A 16103-nucleotide genomic window follows, 5' to 3' on the forward strand; every position below is an offset into this window, starting at 1 on the left:
GCGGTGCAGTTGGGGCGACCGATTGCGGCACCAGTCTCAGCCCGCTCATTGCGCACTGGCCTGCGTCGTCGATGCCTGAATTTCGAGATGGCGACGGCGCCCGGACAGCTCTCGGAACGCCTCGACGGTCCAGACCAGCGCTTCGTGACGGAGGCGGTGTGCCGTGGTCGGGTCCGGCCGCCATGGGACCCAGAACAGGGCGCGTTCCTGAGCCACCAAGCCGCCGGCCTGAAGGAATTCGGACCCGCCGATGTCCTTCCTCTGGCCCCACATCGACAAGGGCCGCGGCGTCGTGCGCCACGCCCTCTACCCGGCCGAACCGTGGCTGCGTGGGTGAGCGCTGCTCGACTTCCCCGACCCACCGCGCCGTGCCGGTTCGCTTGAAGCTGTAGAGGCCACCGGCGGACATCGAGCCGACGCGTGCGGCCGCAGGGACAGGGTTCATCCGCACCGAGGAGCGGAGCCTTTCATTGCCCCGCTCGGGCGGGGCGAGGAAGCCGCCGCCCGGAGCATCCGCCACGTGAAGCCTCTTCACCTCCTCGGACGGCAAGCTGTCCCGCCCGCCGCACACAGAACCGAAGAACGCCCTTTGCTCGCCGGTGAACGGCTTTGGGCCCTCCGCGAGAGGATGGCCGCGAGCACGACGTGGGCATAGTGCCCGGGTCGTGCTGGAGCGGTGTCCGATCGGCTTGAATCGATCTGGGCTTCGAGGGCGCCGCAGATGTGATTCGAAATGGGACTTTCCGCGGAGGAGCGCCGGATGCCCCCAGCCCTGTCAGGCTCGTGTTCCTGGACGAGCCCGCGACCAACACGAAAAAGGCACTAGCACTCCCTGGACACTTGGATGTCAGGGAGCAGCCGGGAGCGGCGTCGGCATCGTGTGCACCGGACGGGCCGGATCAGAGCGGTTTTCGAGCGCATTGCGACGGGTTTGGGTGTGAGCGTTGACGGGCAAGGAATGAGCCGGTGCCGTCGCGGTTATCCGTGGACCGGGGGGACGTGTCGCGGCCTTTGTGGCCGAGGGTTGCGTCCTGCCCTCAGGCCGCGGCCCGGTTCGGGGGCAGCATGATCGCGCTCGACAAGAGCGAGCGTGTGTCCCATCCGTCGGGCAAGCAGCGAAGCCCTGCCTAGCGGTAATCGGTGGGCGCGAGGCCGTGGCGGGCGATCTTGTCGTAGAGGGTCTTGCGCGGGGTCCCGAGGGATTCGGCGGCCAGGCGCACGTCGCCGCCGGCCATGAACAGCTCCTCGCGGATGAGGCCCCGTTCGAACCGGTCGACCTGCTCGGCCAGGGTCCCGGCGGCGGCGGCCCCGGGGGGCGCGGTCTCGGCCCGACCGAGGCCCAGCGCGTGCCGCTCGGCGAAGTGGCCGAGTTCGCGCACGTTGCCGGGCCAGTCGTGGCGGCGCAGGTGGTCGCGCACGTCCGGCGTGATCGGCGGCACCTCACGGCCGAAGCGCGCCGCCGCCCGCCGCAGGAATTCCTGGAACAGCAGCATCACGTCCTCGCGTCGGTCGCGTAAGGGCGGGATCGGGATCGTGATGACGTTGAGGCGGTGGTAGAGGTCGTCGCGGAACGTGCCCTGCGCCGCCGCCTGGCCGAGGTCGACCTTGGTGGCCGCCACCACCCGCATGTCGATGGCCCGGACCTCGTTGGTGCCGAGCGGCTCCACCGACCGCTCCTGCAGGACCCGCAGGAGCTTCACCTGCAGGTTCAGCGGCATGCTCTCGATCTCGTCGAGGAACAGGGTGCCCCCTTGCGCGTGCTCGATGCGCCCGACCCGGCGCTTGAGGGCGCCGGTGAACGCCCCGGCTTCGTGGCCGAACAGCTCGCTCTCCACCACGCTGTCGGGTAGCGCCCCGCAATTCATGGCGACGAAGTTGCGCCGCGCCCGCCGGCTCCAGCGGTGCAGGGCGCTCGCCACCACCTCCTTGCCCGAGCCCGTCTCGCCGAACACGAGCACGTCGACATCGGCGTTCGCCACCTCGCGCACGAGGCTGCGCAGGCGCACCATCTCGGGCGAGATCCCGAGAAACGCCGGGTCCTCTTCCACCGCCGCGTCGAGGCGGGCGCGCAGGGCCCGGTTCTCCAGCACCAGGCGGCGCCGCTCCAGGGCGCGGCGCGCCGACGCCATGAGGGCCTCGGCCGGATAGGGCTTGGCGAGAAAGTCGTAGGCACCGTCGCGCATGGCGCCGACCGCCATGCGGATGTCGCCGTGGCCGGTGATGAGGATGACGGGGAGATCCGGATCGAGGCCGCGCAGGCGCGCGAACAGGGCGACGCCGTCGAGGTCCGGCAGGCGCACGTCGGTCACCACGAGGCCCGGCGGGTCGGCCATGATCGCGGCGAGCGCCGGCCCGGCGGCCCCGAAGGTCTCGACGATGAACCCGTCGAGTTCGAGGCTCTGGCGGTTGGCCCGGCAGACATCCGCCTCGTCGTCGATGAAGACCACCCGCTCGGGCGACGGCCGCTCCTGCGCTGGTTCGCTCAACGTCCCGCCCCCCGGTGTCCAGCCGCCTTCGGCTCCGCCCTCCCATTCGCCCGGGCGAGGTCCAGATTCGCCAAGGCGAGGTCCATGCGGAAGACGGCGCCGCCCGCCGGATCGTCGCCCGCCGTCAGGCTGCCCCCGCAATCCTCGACGATGCCGCGGGCGATGGCGAGGCCGAGGCCGAGGCCATCGGATTTCGTGGTGAAGAAGGCATCGAACACCTGCGCGCGCAAGGCCTCGGGCAGGCCCGGACCGGTGTCGTGCACCGCGATTCCGACGCGGTCGCCCTCTTGTGTCACCCGCAGGGTCACCTTCGGATCGGGGCGTCCGGCGACGGCGTCGAGGGCGTTCTGCAGCAGATTGACCAGAACCTGTTCGAGGCGCGGTCCGTCGCCGAGCACGTGGAGCCCGGCGGACGGGGCGTCGACCACCAGGGGCACGCCGGCGGCCTGGGCGCGGCCCTCCACCAGTTCGAGGCCGTTGCGCAGGATGGCGTCGAGGGCGACGGGCTCGCGCTTGGGCGAGGCGCGCCGGGCGAAGCCCTTGAGCTGGCGGGTGAGGCCGCCGATGCGGTCCGTGAGGCGGCCGATGGCGATGGTGTTCTCGGAGGCCTCCGTGGTGCGGCCGCGCTGCATCAGGATCGCGGCGTTGTCGGCGTAGGAGCGGATGGCGGCGAGCGGCTGGTTGATCTCGTGGGCCATGCTGGCGGCGAACTGGCCGAGCGCCGCGAGCCGGCCGGCCTGCGCGAGTTCGCGGCCGAGGCGCTCGCGCTCGGCTTCGGCGCGTTCGCGTTCGGCCTCCACCCGCTCGCGCTCGGCCTCGGCGCGCCGGCGCTCCTCGATCTCGAGGCGCAGCATCCGGTTGGCGTCCGTGAGTTCCTGGGTCCGCTCGCGCACGCAGCCTTCGAGTTCCTCGCGCCGGGCCGCCGCTTCGGCGAGGCGCCAGCGCTCGCGTCGCCGCCGGCCCGCCAGGGTGGTGAGCCCGAGGCAGGCGAGACCGGTGATGAGGGCGGCGATGATCCAGGCCTGTGCCCGCTCCCGCTCCAGGGCGCCGCCCGTGGGCGTAAGGGTGTGCAGGCGCCAGTCCGTTCCGGGGATCGCCGCATCGAGTGCGAGCGCCGCGCGCGCGGGCGCCGCCCCCTGGCCCACCCGCACGAGGTCGTGGGCGCCCGGGACGGGATGCAGCGGCATCTCGCCCAAGGGAGCCGCGCCGAATTCCAGGGCCTCGCGGATGCGGCGGCGCTCGGCCTCGTCGATGCGCCGCAGGGTGGAGAAGTGCCAGGTGGGATCGCTCGCGACGAGGACGATGCCCCGGGCATCGGCGACGAACACCCCGTCGCCGCCCGCCCGCCACGCGGCCTCGATCTCGTCGAACTCGATCTTGACCACCACGACGCCGCCGGCCCCGGCGATCCTGCGCGAGAGGTAGAGCCCAGCCCGGCCGCTGACGGTGCCGAGGGCGAACTGCGAGCCGGCGCCCGTGGCCACGGCCTGCCGGAAATAGGGCCGGAAGGCGTAGTCCCGGCCGATGAAGCTGCGCTCGGCCTCGGCGTTGCTCGCCGCCACGGTGATGCCGTCGGGGCGGATCACGTAGATCACCGCGGCACCCGTGGCGGCCGCAACCTGGGCGAGGCGCCGGTTCACCCGCTCGACCAGGTCCCGTGGCGGGGATTCGCCCGCGACCGCCGCCATCTCCGGGTCGGATGCGAGGGCGAGGGGCAGGGAGGCTTGCTTCTGCATCTCGGCGCGCAGGGCCGCGACCTGGAGAGCGAGGGCGGTGTGGGCCGTGCGGTGCAGATCGGACAGCGCCCAGCGCTCCGCCGCCCGTCCGGCGATCCAGGCCGCCAGTAGCATCATGGCGAGGCTCGCCGCCAGAACGAGGCTGCCGCGCCGCGCCGCATCGGGGCCGGCGAAATCGGGGCGGGCCGTCCTCATGACGTGCGGGGCGGCACGCAGGGGCGTGCGGAATCCCGCACCGGTTTCACCAGCCGCGTGCGGGTTCTCGGATCGGGCCTCGAAGAGGGCGGACGATGCATCGGAAAAATAAGCTTTCGATCAAGGTGTTAACGAAAAGTTCCATCGGTTCCGCCGCTGGCACGCCGGTTGCCATTCACTGAGGGAAGCGCAGGTCTGCATCCCTTGCAGGGCTGGGTGCCGGAGGGGAAGCCCGCCGGCCAACATCAAGATCGGACGGAACGGGGGAAGCCCCGGTCCCAACCGGCAGGATCGACAACACCAACCGGGAGAACGCCCTCATGGCCACCGTACCGCTGCCGCTCAACGCTCCGCACGACCCACCCAAGCCCAAGCCGATCTACCGGACCCTGTATTTCCAGGTCCTGGTCGCCGTGGCCATCGGCATCACGCTCGGTCACTTCTACCCGCAGGTCGGTGCGGACATGAAGCCGCTCGGCGACGCCTTCATCAAGCTCGTCAAGATGATCATCGCGCCGGTGATCTTCCTCACCGTGGTCTCCGGCATCGCCGGCATGACCAACCTCGAGAAGGTCGGCCGCGTCGGCGGCAAGGCGCTCATCTACTTCATCACCTTCTCGACCCTCGCCCTGATCGTCGGCCTGATCGTCGCGAACCTCGTCCAGCCGGGCGCGGGCATGCACATCGATCCGAAGTCGCTCGATCCCAAGGCGATCGCGATGTACGCCGACAAGGCGAAGACGCAGACGATCACCGACTTCCTCATGAACATCATCCCGTCCACGGCGGTGGGTGCGTTCGCGGGCGGCGAGATCCTTCAGGTGCTGTTCTTCTCGGTGCTGTTCGGCTTCGGCCTCGCCTTCCTGGGCGACCGCGGCAAGCCGGTGCTCGACATCATCAAGGTGCTGTCGGAAGCCATCTTCGGCGTCGTCAACATCATCATGAAGGTCGCTCCCATCGGCGCCTTCGGTGCCATGGCCTTCACCATCGGCAAGTACGGCATCGCCTCGCTCGCCAACCTCGCCTACCTCGTCGGCGCCTTCTACTTGACGTCCGCCATCTTCGTGCTCGGCGTCCTCGGCCTCGTCGCCCGCTACAACGGCTTCTCGATCATCAAGCTCATCCGCTACATCAAGGAAGAACTGCTGCTCGTGCTCGGCACCTCGTCGTCCGAGTCGGCCCTGCCCTCGCTGCTGGTGAAGATGGAGCGCGCCGGCTGCTCGAAGCCCGTCGTCGGCCTCGTGGTCCCCACCGGCTACTCGTTCAACCTCGACGGCACCAACATCTACATGACCATGGCGGCGCTCTTCATCGCGCAGGCCACGGACACGCCGCTGACCTACGGCGAGCAGGGCCTGCTGCTCCTCGTGGCGATGCTCTCCTCCAAGGGGGCCGCCGGCGTCACCGGCTCGGGCTTCATCACCCTGGCGGCGACCCTCGCGGTGGTGCCCTCGGTTCCCGTGGTCGGCATGGCGCTGATCCTCGGCGTGGACCGCTTCATGTCCGAGTGCCGTGCGCTCACCAACTTCATCGGCAACGCGGTGGCCTGCATCGTCGTCGCCCGCTGGGAAGGTGAAGTCGACGAGGTCAAGCTCGCGGCGGCGCTCGGCGGCAACCCGATGCCCCTCGACTCCGAACTCCCGGCGGCCGCGGGCCTTCAGCCCGCCGTCTGATCCCGACGCCCACATCCGGGCCTCGACCCTCCGGCGCCCCGCGCCGGAGGGTTTTTTCATGGGCGTCCCAGGCCCGAACGCTCCGAACGCCGCGCGCCCGCGTCTTCGCCACCCGGCATGGCCACGCAAGCATGGCCGCGCCGGTGTGGCGAAGCCGGCCCTCGGCCCGGGCGTGGTCGCCCGTTACGGCCAAAGCCTGTCGCCGTGCGGGGCCGATCCTCCGTTCGCGCCGTCGCGAGGTCGCCGCCGGTCTCGACGCCTGGGCGGCGGGACATTACGGCCGCCCGGGAAACCTTCGCGCCGACGCACGCGGCGTCCGTCCGGCTTCGGCTTCTCCGCCCGATCCCCGCGCACGGGATGGGATCCGAGGCAGCGCCAGCACAGGGCCGTATCGCCTCGTACTATCCTATCGTTCTACATTTTAGAACTACTTCAATATTCGGAATAGATTTGTTTTATTGTCAGATATTGGGATATCATCGGATATAGCCGAAGGATAGTTCCATTGACATACGTACTTGTATTAAATCTCATCGGAGGCAAACGGAATATTGGTTCCCGACGACGCTTGGCAGGCATGTTGTCGGGAAGCATAAGTCTCTTTTGCTTCAATTCTGCCTTGGCACAGGGACTATCCGGCAAACCGAGCCGGGCGGATCTCGGCGATACCGCCCTCGAGGAGATCCACGTGGCCGGGCAAAGCCCGAACGGGATCGGCTACCAGACGAAACGCTCCACCTTCGGCGCGGGCTCCGACACCTCGTTCCTGGATACGCCCACCAATGTCGCCGTCGTGCCGAACGCCGTCCTGCGCGACCAGCGGGTGCTGTCCCTCGACGAGGCGCTCCGGAACGTCAGCAACGTGGTGCAGACCAATAGCCTCGGGGGGACGCAGGAAGCGGTGGTCCGGCGCGGCTTCGGGTTCTCCCGCGACAGTTCCATCCTGCGTGACGGGCGCCGCACGGTTCTGCAGCAGAACTTCAGCCACGCCATCGAGCGCGTCGAAGTCCTGAAGGGGCCGGCCTCGCTGCTCTATGGCATCTCGGAGCCCGGCGGCCTCATCAACCTCGTCTCCAAGCGGCCGGAATTCACCCAACGGGGCTCCCTCGACCTGACCGGCACGAGCTTCGGCGGCGGTCTCGTCCAGACCGATCTCACCGGGCCGATCGCGGGCACCAACCTCGCCTACAGGGTCGTGGGGGACTTCCAGGACTATGAATACTGGCGCAACTTCGGCCGGATCCAGCGGCAGGTGGTGGCCCCGTCGGTCACTTGGCGTGGCGACGACACCACCGTGACGGCGGGCTACGAGTTCGCGCACTACACCATCCCGTTCGACCGGGGCACCACCTTCGATCCACGCACCGGGCGCCCCCTGCGGGTGCCGCGCGACCGCCGTTTCGACGAGCGCGTGAGCCGGGTCGACGCCACGAGCCATCTCGCTTCCATCGATGTCGACCACCGGTTCAACGACGACTGGAAGCTGCATTTCGGCTACAGTCATTCCCATCTCGGCTACGACGACAACCAGATCCGCCCGGTTTCCTACAATTCGGATACCGGTATCCTCACGCGGCGGGCGGATGCGACGCGCGGGGGCGATTTCAACGCGAACATCGCGCGCCTCGACCTGACGGGACGGTTCGATACCTTCGGGTTGCGCAACGACCTCCTGGCCGGCGTGATGCACGAGCGGATCGACTACTACCGGCGCACCACCGTGCGCGGGCCGAACGTGAGCGGCTTCAACCCGTTCAACCCGGTCTACGGTCTGCTCGGCCCCTCGGACCGGATCTCGCTCGCGGCCAGCAACAACCGCGATCGGCTCAGCAACACCAGCCTGTACGTGCAGGATTCGCTCCACCTCACCGACCGGCTGATCCTGGTGGGCGGGGTCGGCGTCCAGATCTACGATCAGCTGGCCTTCGCGGGGCACCCGGCCGTCATCTCGACGGCGATCGACGGTGTGAAGCCGGTGCCGCGCGCCGGCCTCGTCTACAAACTCGCGCCCAATCTTTCGGTCTACGGCAGCTACACGCGATCCTTCCGTCCGAACGTCACCGACCTCGACGTCACCGGTGCGCTGCTGCCGGAGGAGGGCGAAGCCTACGAGGTCGGCGTCAAGGCGGATATCGCCGAGGGGCTCACGGTCACGGGTGCGATGTTCGACGCCGAGAAGAGCAACGTGCTGATCACCCAGGTCATCGATGGCACGCGCTTCGCCTCCACCGCCGGCCGGGTCCGCTCGCGCGGCTTCGAGCTCGATTTCGCGGGTCAGATCTTCCCGGACTGGGCCGTGATCGGCAGCTACGGCTTCACCCAGGCCGTGGTCACCGAGGACCCGGTCCTCGTCGGCAGGGAATTGCAGAACACCCCGCGGGTCACGGCCTCGCTGTTCCTCACCCATCAGCTCGGTGCCGTGGCCGAGGCGACGGAGTTCGGCTCGACCCGCCTCGGCCCGGGTTTCCTCGAAGTCGGTGTCGGTACCCGCTACGTCGGCGCACGGCCGGGCGACGCCGCCAACACCTTCAGCCTGCCGAACTACGTGGTCAGCGATGCCTTCCTGGCCTACCGGACCCAGGTGAACGGCCTGCCGACCACCCTGCAGCTCAACCTGAAGAACCTCTTCGACGAAACCTACTACGCCTCCTCCGGGGCCAGCCCCTTGCTGGTGGCGGTGGGTGAGCCGTTCCAGGCCCTCGTCACCGCCCGCGTCGCCTGGTGAGATCGGCTCCGGCGTTTCGGGTCCGGTGCGGATTCGAAACGCCGCACGGACGGGTCGGACGGGCCGCGCGGCGGAACCGGCGATTCCAGGGGGGCGTTCCCGATGCGTCCCCTCCCGGCTCAACGGACCCCACCCGCATGCATCCGGCACGCCGCCTCGTCCTCTGTCTCGCCCTCACGGCTCCGGTGCCGGCCTTCGCCCAGGCCCTCCAGAACCCCGGCACCGCCACCGTCACGGCGCATGTGGTGAAGGCCGCGCCCCTGGCGGCGACGCCCGAGCGCATCGCGGCCCTCAAGTTGCCCCCGGGGTTCCGCATCGAGGCCTTCGCCACGGGCCTCGGCGCCCCGCGCGTCATCGTGGTGGCGCCGGACGGCGCCCTCTACGTCAGCGACCGGGACGCCGGCACGGTCACCCGCATCGACCTCGCCGACGGCACCAAGCGCCGTGTGGTCCTGGAGAAGGCCGACGTGCACGGCCTCGCGATCCATGACGGGCGGCTCTTCTTCGTGACGGTGAAGCAGATCTTCTCCGCCCCCCTGAAGCCCGACGGCAGCCTTGGCCCCGAGACAGCGCTGGTCTCGGACCTGCCGGACGCCGGCCAGCACCCCAACCGCACCATCCGCTTCGGGCCGGACGGGTGGCTCTATGCCAGCCTCGGCTCCACCTGCAACGAGTGCGAGGAGCGCAACCCCGAGAACGCCACCCTGGTGCGAATGCGGCCCGACGGCACCGGCCGGGAGACCGTCGCCTCGGGCCTGCGCAACACCATCGGGTTCGATTGGCAGCCCCGCACCGGCACGCTCTACGGCTGGGACGACGGCGTCGACTGGCTCGGCGACGACGCCACGCCGGAGGAGTTCAACCGGATCGAGCCGGGCAAGAAGTACGGCTGGCCCTACATCTTCGGCGACGGGATCAAGAACCTCTACCGCGAGGTCCCGAATAGCTCCCTGGAGCAATGGGACAGGGACAGCGCCCGCCCGGTCCTCACCTGGACGGCGCATGCCTCGTCCATGCAGTTCGTGTTCTACGACGGCGCGCAGTTTCCCGCCGACTACAAGGGCGACGGCTTCGTCACCATGCACGGCTCGTGGAACCGCAAGCCGCCGAGCGGGTACGAGGTCCTGCGCGTGCGCTTCGAGAACGGCGCGCCGAAATCCATCGAGCCCTTCGTGTCCGGTTTCCTGACCGAGGGCGGCCCGAGCGGCTGGCAGCGCTTCGCCCGGCCCTTCGGCCTCGCGGTGGCCGGGGACGGCAGCCTCTACCTCGGCGACGACCAGAACGGCGTGATCTACCGGATCAGCCACCCCGGTTGAGGCGCCGATCCCGTTCTACAGGCGGACGGTGCCCGCGCGGATCGCCCCGAACAGGGCCGGATCGAGGGGGCGGTAGCCGCCCTCGCGGTCGAGGTAGAGCGGATCGGCGATCCGGGCCGGGTCGAAGCCCTCGGCCGCCAGCACGGTCTTCTTCTGCTTGAAGGTCTCCGTGTGGGCGAAATCGGCCACGATCCGCAGCACCAGGGGCCGGGCATAGGCCGGCAGGCGTGCGGTCAGGGCGGCGTGCAGGGCGGCGAGGTCGAAGCCAGGCCCGATGGTCAGGGCGGCCATGCCGGCACGCCCTTCCGCACCCGGCACGGCGACGCCGTAGACGCTGGCCTCGATCACGCCGGGGCAGTGGCCCAGGGCCTCGGCCACCTCGGTGGTGGCGACGTTCTCGCCCTTCCAGCGGAAGGTGTCGCCGATCCGGTCGACGAAGTAGAAGAACCCCTGGGCGTCCCGGCGCATGAGGTCGCCGGTCCGCATCCAGGCGTCCCCGGGGGCGAGCACGTCGCGTAGGATCTTGGCGCTGGTCTCGCCCGCGCTCGTGTAGCCCTCGAAGCTGTGCTCGGCCTTGGCCGAGAGCCGGCCCAGGAGCTCGCCCGCCTCGTCGGGCCCGGCCGGCACGCAGCGCCCGGCGGCGTCGCGCAGGGGCAGTCCCGTCTCGACGTCGTGCCGCACGATGAGGGCGGGCGAGCGCCGGGCGAGGAAGGGCGGCACGCGGCCAACGGCGCCGGGCTTGCCCTCGACGTTGTAGAGCGAGACCGTCCCTTCCGTGGCCGCGTAGAATTCGAGGATGCGCGGCACGGCGAAGCGCTCCGAAAAGCGCGTCCACACGTCCGGCCGCATCCCGTTGCCGGTGCACAGACGCAGGGTGTGGCGGCCCTCGAACGGGTCGGGCGGGGCCGCCGCGAGGTAGCGGCACAATTCGCCGATATACTGGAACAGGGTGCACCGGGTCTCGACGACGTCGCGCCAGAAGCGGCTCGCCGAGAACTTCTCCCGGATCACCACCGCGCCGCCGCCGACGAGCACGCTGCCGGGCGCCACCACGCCGCCGACGCTGTGGTAGAGCGGCAGGCAATTGTACATCCGGTCGTCGGGCGTCGGGTCGACGAGGCCGGCGAACCAGTGGGTCCACATCATCACGCGGTGGTGGCTCACCCGCGCGGCCTTCGGCAGGCCGGTGGTGCCGGAGGTGTAGATGAGCAGGGCCTCGTCGCGGACGCCGACGGCGGGGGCTTCGCCGGGTTCGAGGGGGGCACCGGACAGCGTTTCGGACTCTTCCGCGAGGGACCCCGCCCCCGGTCCCTGCCACAGGATCGCGGGCGCCGCCTCCAGATGCGGCGCGGCGCTCGCCCAGGCCGCGGCCAGAGCCGTCTCGACGATGGCGAGGCGGGGGGCCGCCACCGTGACGCAATGGGCGAGGCCGCGATCGCGCAGGTTGGTGTTGAGCAGGGCGACGCGCACGCCGACGCGGGTCAGGCCGAGCCAGATCGCGAGGTAATCCGGCCGGTTGGTCATGAGCAGGGCGACGGTCTCGCCCTTGGCGAGGCCCCGGCCGAGGGCCCAGCGGGCGTAGCGGTTCTGGCGTGCCGCGAGGTCCGCGTGGCTCAGGGTCTCGTCGGTGCCGATCAGCGCCGGCGCGGCGCCGTAACGCGCGGCGAGTTCGTCGACGACGCGCGGGAAGGTGCGCTCGGGCTCGGCCTCGATGCGCGCCGTGCGGGCGAGGGCCGCGACCCAGCCGGACGTGGCCGAGGGCGGGCGGGGCGCAGGCGCAAGCGGGATGGCGGCCGACGGAGGCTGCGGCGCGGCGCCGGACCTCATCGGACAGCCCGGCTGTCGGCGCGGTGGCGGGCGACGTAGGCGACCCAGTTGCGGAACAATCGGTCCGCGTCGTCCGGCCAGGCGGGGGGGCGGAGCGGCGTGTCGGCGAGGTTCGGAAACGCCGCGAACAGGTCCGGCCGGCGTTCGGCCGCGGCCCGGCGGGCGAAAGCGTCGAGGCGGGCGGCGGCGGCGTCCGAGAAGTAGTTCTCCGGCAGGGCGGGCAGGGTGGCGCGCTGGCCGTCGAGGAAGCGGAAGACATCGCGGCGGTACTCGCGCGCGAGGCTCGCGGTGTCGTATTCGGGATGGCCCTGGAGGAACACCAGCAGGCTGCCGGCCTCGCGCACGAACAGGTCGACCCCGATGGCGTCTGAGCGCCGCAGCACGGTGTAGCCCGCCGCCACGAGCTCGTCCTCCGGCAGGTCGTTCCAGCGCGAATGCGGCACCGCGACGGAGTCCGGCAGGCCCGCGAGCAGGGGATGGGGCGTGCACGCGCACGGGTAGACGCCGGAGAGCTTGGCGGTGCGGGGGCGGCGCCGGATGCCGTCGCGGTGGAGCACCGCCGCGTGCGAGGCGAGGCAGGAGAACAGGGTCGAGACCGTGTTCTCCGCCGCCCAATCCACCACGGCGCTCAAGGGAGCGTAGAACGGCTCGTCCTCGAGATGCGGGGCGACGGGCTCGCACCCCGTCACCACGAGGGCGTCGAGCCCCGCCCCGGGGAGCGCGCGATGGGATTCGTAGTGGGCCCGCGCGTGCGCCGCCGCGAGGCCCGCGCGGGGGAGGTCGCGGAACGCGAACAGACTGAGCATCGCCTGCGGGCCGACGAGGCGCCGGAACTGCCGCTCGGTCTGGAGGAAGGCGGCGTCCGGCATGTTGTTGAGGAGGCCGATCCGCAGGGGCGGCACGGGGACCGCCCGCGACGGCATGTCCGCGCGGAGCCCCGAACCGTCGCCCGGGCGGGAGGAGGGGACTTCGGAAGGAGCGTGATCCAGCATCGCGACGGCAACTCCGGGGCGAACGGTGAGGGGCGCTCAGGCCGCGTGGGCGAGGGCGGTCGCGGCCCGGAGCGCCTGATCGAGATCGGCGGCGATGTCGTCGATGTGCTCGATGCCGACGCTGATGCGGATCATCTCGGGGAACACGCCGGCCGTGCGCTGCTCCTCCGGCGTCATCTGCCGGTGGGTGGTCGAGGCCGGGTGGCAGGCAAGCGACTTGGCGTCGCCGATGTTGACGAGGCGTTTGACCAGCCTGAGGGCGTCGTAGAACGCCTTGCCGGCCGTGAAGCCGCCGTGCAGCCCGAAGGTGAGCAGGGACGAGCCCTCGCCGCCGAGGTACTTCCGCGCCATGGCGTGGTGCGGGCTCTCGGGGAAGCCGGCGTAGTTCACCCAGGCGACGCCCGGATGGGCGCGCAGGAATTCGGCGACCTTGCGGCCGTTGGCGACGTGGCGCTCCACGCGCAGGGCCACGGTCTCGATGCCCTGGAGCAGCAGGAACGCGGAGAGCGCCGGCAGCACGGCGCCGGTGGTGCGCTGGTAGACGCTGCGGGCGCGGGCGACGAAGGCGCCCTTGCCGAAATGCGTCGCGTAGACGAGGCCGTGATAGGACACGTCCGGCACCGAGAACATCGGGAACCGCTCCGCCTGCGCCGCCCAGTCGAACCGGCCGGAATCGACGATGATGCCGCCCATGGTGGTGCCGTGGCCGCCCATGAACTTCGTCAGCGAGGCAATGACGATGTCGGCGCCGTGATCGATGGGGCGCAGGAGGATCGGCGTCGCCACGGTGTTGTCGACCACCAGGGGCACGCCCCGGGCATGCGCGACGGCGGCCAGCGCCTCGATATCGCAGATGTTGCCGGCGGGGTTGCCGATGGATTCGCAGTAGACCGCACGGGTGTCGTCGTCGATGAGCTTGGCGATCTCGGCCGGATCGTCGCTCGCGGCGAAGCGGCACTGGATGCCCTGGCGCGGCAGCACGTGGGCCAGCAGCGTGTGCGTGGTCCCGTAGAGCTGGGGCACGGAGACGATGTTGCCGCCGTGGTCGGCCAGCGTCGCGAGGGCGTAGTGCAGGGCGGCCTGGCCCGAGGCCACGGCCAAAGCCGCGTGCCCGCCCTCGAGTTCGGCCACGCGCTTCTCCAGCACGGCCACCGTCGGGTTGGCGATGCGGCTGTAGCGGTAGCCCTCCTCTTCGAGGTTGAACAGCGCCGCGCCGTGATCGGCGCTGTCGAAGCTGTAGGCCACGCTCTGGTAGATCGGGACCGCCACGGCATGCGTGGTCGGATCGTGATCGAAGCCGGCATGGACGGCGATGGTTTCACTGCGCATGGAGCGTGTCCGTCTCGGCACGATGAGCTCGGCGACCTCACAGCAAGGTGCAGGCCAAGCTTTTGCGCGTCGAATCGGGACATATCATTGACAAAGACGATGAACGGAAACGCGTCGAAGACTTGGTTAAATCTTCCTTCTCGCATGAGGCGCGTTCGCCGATCCGCGACGACCCGCCGGCCGCCGACTCGCGGGGGCCTGTCGTCCTTCCGGATTCGACCGTCCCGTGTCGGAACGGTCCCGATGGGGCGAGAGTCTTGATTTGCGACAACTGCGACCGGTCATGGTTTAAGCTTTGCGATCTCTGTTCATCCATTAAGTATCCGGCGAATGCGGACTTGCCGTGGCGTGGAACTATGGCATTTGCTTTCGCAACAGCCTCGTGACGATCACGAGTGCCGATCCGATCGTGGTGTGGGAGAGCGCGTGTGGCGACGAAACCGATCATTCCGTCCGTGACGTCCGTGGAGCTGCGGGCGGCCCCCATCGAGCCGGGCTGGATCCGGGTGGGCAACCCGCTCGCCCGCAACGCCACCCTGTCGCGCAGCGCCGACGGTCTCGCCAGCACCCTGGTCTGGGATTGCACCGCCGGCGAGTTCGAGTGGATCTACGACATCGACGAGACCATCTACTTCCTCGAAGGCTCGGCGACGATCTCGGACGGTCACAATCCGGCCAAGACCTACGGGCCGGGCGACGTGCTGTTCCTGCCCCACGGTTCGGTGTGCCACTGGCACGTCGAGACTTACGTCAAGAAGGTCGCGTTCTGCCGCCGGACCCTGCCGCGGCCCGCCGCCTTCGTGATCCGGGCGTTCGACCGCCTCGTCAGGATGATGAAGGGCTCCTCCGGCGGCTTCCAGGTCGGCCCCGCCAAGGCCGCCTGAGAACGCCGCCCCATCCCGCCTTCCCAGCCCGCCCGAGACCCCGAGCCATGACGGCGCCCGATCCCGACACCCGGACCCATTTCGAGGAGACCTGGACCTACTTCGAGGAGGCCTGGCATCCCGGCAACGTCCGCATGATGGGGCCGCGCACGCATGGGGCGTGGCTCGGGTCGACGGTGTTCGACGGCGCGCGCGCCTTCGAGGGCGTGGCGCCCGACCTCGACCTCCACCTCGAACGGGTCAACCGCTCGGCGGTGGCCCTCGGGCTGAAGCCCAAGGTCGCGGTCGAACGCTGGGACGAACTGGTGCGGGAGGGATTGGCGCGGTTCCCGCACGATGCGGAACTCTACATCCGGCCGATGTACTGGGCCGAACTCGGATTCGCCGGCGGCGTGCGCTTCGACCCCGAGTCCACCAACTGGTGCCTGTCGCTCTACCACGCGCCGATGCCGGTGCCGACGGGCGTGCGGGCGACCCTCTCGCCGTTCCGCCGGCCGTCCATCGAGGTGGCGCCGGTGGATGCCAAGGCCGGCTGCCTCTATCCCAACGGCGCGCGGGCGCTGATGGAGGCGCAGGCGCGGGGCTTCGGCAATTGCCTCATGCGGGACGGGCTCGGCAATATCGCGGAATTCGCCAACGCCAACGCGTTCCTCGCCCGGGACGGCGTGGTGCACACGCCGGTGCCCAACGGCACGTTCCTCGCCGGCATCACCCGGGCCCGGGTGATCGCGCTCCTGCGGGCGGACGGCGTCACCGTGGTGGAGCGGACCCTGTCGTACGACGATTTCCTCGCCGCCGACGAGGTGTTCACGTCGGGCAACTTCGCCAAGGTCGCCCCCGTCACCGGCCTCGACGAGGTCCGCTTCGAGCCAGGCTCCGTGTTCCGCCGCGCCCGCGCCCTCTACTGGGACTTCGCCCACGGGCGCCGGTAGGCGGCGCG

11 protein-coding genes and 1 pseudogene are annotated in these 16103 nt (G+C 70.2%); 5 read left to right on the forward strand and 7 right to left on the reverse strand.

Going from position 1 to position 16103, the window contains the following annotated elements:
• Positions 1-45: 45 nt before the first annotated feature.
• From ASF52_RS23665 to ASF52_RS00130, 4 genes and pseudogenes are all read right to left on the reverse strand, one after another.
• On the reverse strand, positions 46-273 hold the full coding sequence (locus tag ASF52_RS23665) for a head-tail adaptor protein (protein WP_082515130.1): 228 nt from the start codon (positions 271-273) through the stop codon (positions 46-48).
• A 7-nt stretch (positions 274-280) separates the two neighbouring features.
• A pseudogene (locus ASF52_RS23670) lies at positions 281-721 on the reverse strand (phage major capsid protein); the annotation flags it as partial.
• A gap of 406 nt (positions 722-1127) precedes the next feature.
• A complete protein-coding gene (locus tag ASF52_RS00125) occupies positions 1128-2486 on the reverse strand; it encodes a sigma-54-dependent transcriptional regulator (RefSeq protein WP_056165728.1) in 1359 nt (452 codons plus the stop codon).
• Positions 2483-4417 (reverse strand): sensor histidine kinase, encoded by a 1935-nt coding sequence (locus ASF52_RS00130; RefSeq protein ID WP_056165730.1) that lies wholly within the window; start codon positions 4415-4417, stop codon positions 2483-2485. Before ASF52_RS00130 ends, ASF52_RS00125 begins: the two co-directional genes overlap by 4 nt.
• 320 nt (positions 4418-4737) lie before the next feature.
• On the opposite strand from ASF52_RS00130, the gene ASF52_RS00135 reads away from it, so the two are divergent.
• From ASF52_RS00135 to ASF52_RS00145, 3 genes are all read left to right on the forward strand, one after another.
• Positions 4738-6090 carry a dicarboxylate/amino acid:cation symporter gene (locus ASF52_RS00135; protein WP_056165733.1) on the forward strand — a complete coding sequence of 451 codons (1353 nt, stop codon included), beginning with the start codon at positions 4738-4740 and terminating at the stop codon, positions 6088-6090.
• Positions 6091-6709: 619 nt separating this feature from the next.
• The gene (locus ASF52_RS00140) at positions 6710-8815 is read left to right on the forward strand and encodes a TonB-dependent siderophore receptor (RefSeq protein ID WP_244473645.1); all 2106 of its coding nucleotides are present in this window, start codon (positions 6710-6712) and stop codon (positions 8813-8815) included.
• Between the two features lie 137 nt (positions 8816-8952).
• On the forward strand, positions 8953-10131 hold the full coding sequence (locus ASF52_RS00145; RefSeq protein ID WP_056165739.1) for a PQQ-dependent sugar dehydrogenase: 1179 nt from the start codon (positions 8953-8955) through the stop codon (positions 10129-10131).
• A gap of 15 nt (positions 10132-10146) precedes the next feature.
• Here ASF52_RS00145 and ASF52_RS00150 read toward each other — a convergent pair whose 3' ends face one another.
• From ASF52_RS00150 to ASF52_RS00160, 3 genes are read right to left on the reverse strand one after another with little or no spacing between them, the layout of a single operon-like run.
• Positions 10147-11958, reverse strand: coding sequence for a long-chain-acyl-CoA synthetase (locus ASF52_RS00150; protein ID WP_082515131.1), 1812 nt, complete (start codon positions 11956-11958; stop codon positions 10147-10149).
• Entirely contained in the window at positions 11955-12950 is a 996-nt protein-coding gene (metA, locus tag ASF52_RS00155) for a homoserine O-succinyltransferase MetA (protein ID WP_056165740.1), read from the reverse strand. The genes ASF52_RS00150 and metA overlap by 4 nt, the downstream gene beginning before the upstream one ends.
• Positions 12951-12986: 36 nt before the next feature.
• A complete protein-coding gene (locus ASF52_RS00160; RefSeq protein WP_056165743.1) occupies positions 12987-14279 on the reverse strand; it encodes an O-acetylhomoserine aminocarboxypropyltransferase/cysteine synthase family protein in 1293 nt (430 codons plus the stop codon).
• A gap of 428 nt (positions 14280-14707) precedes the next feature.
• On the opposite strand from ASF52_RS00160, the gene ASF52_RS00165 reads away from it, so the two are divergent.
• Complete coding sequence (locus ASF52_RS00165; protein ID WP_056165745.1) at positions 14708-15163, forward strand: cupin domain-containing protein; 456 nt, start codon at positions 14708-14710, stop codon at positions 15161-15163.
• A 47-nt stretch (positions 15164-15210) separates the two neighbouring features.
• Positions 15211-16095, forward strand: a complete 885-nt coding sequence (locus ASF52_RS00170) for a branched-chain amino acid aminotransferase (protein ID WP_056165748.1) — start codon at positions 15211-15213, stop codon at positions 16093-16095.
• Positions 16096-16103 lie beyond the last annotated feature (8 nt).

This window comes from Methylobacterium sp. Leaf112 (genome assembly GCF_001423295.1).
Lineage (GTDB): Bacteria > Pseudomonadota > Alphaproteobacteria > Rhizobiales > Beijerinckiaceae > Methylobacterium.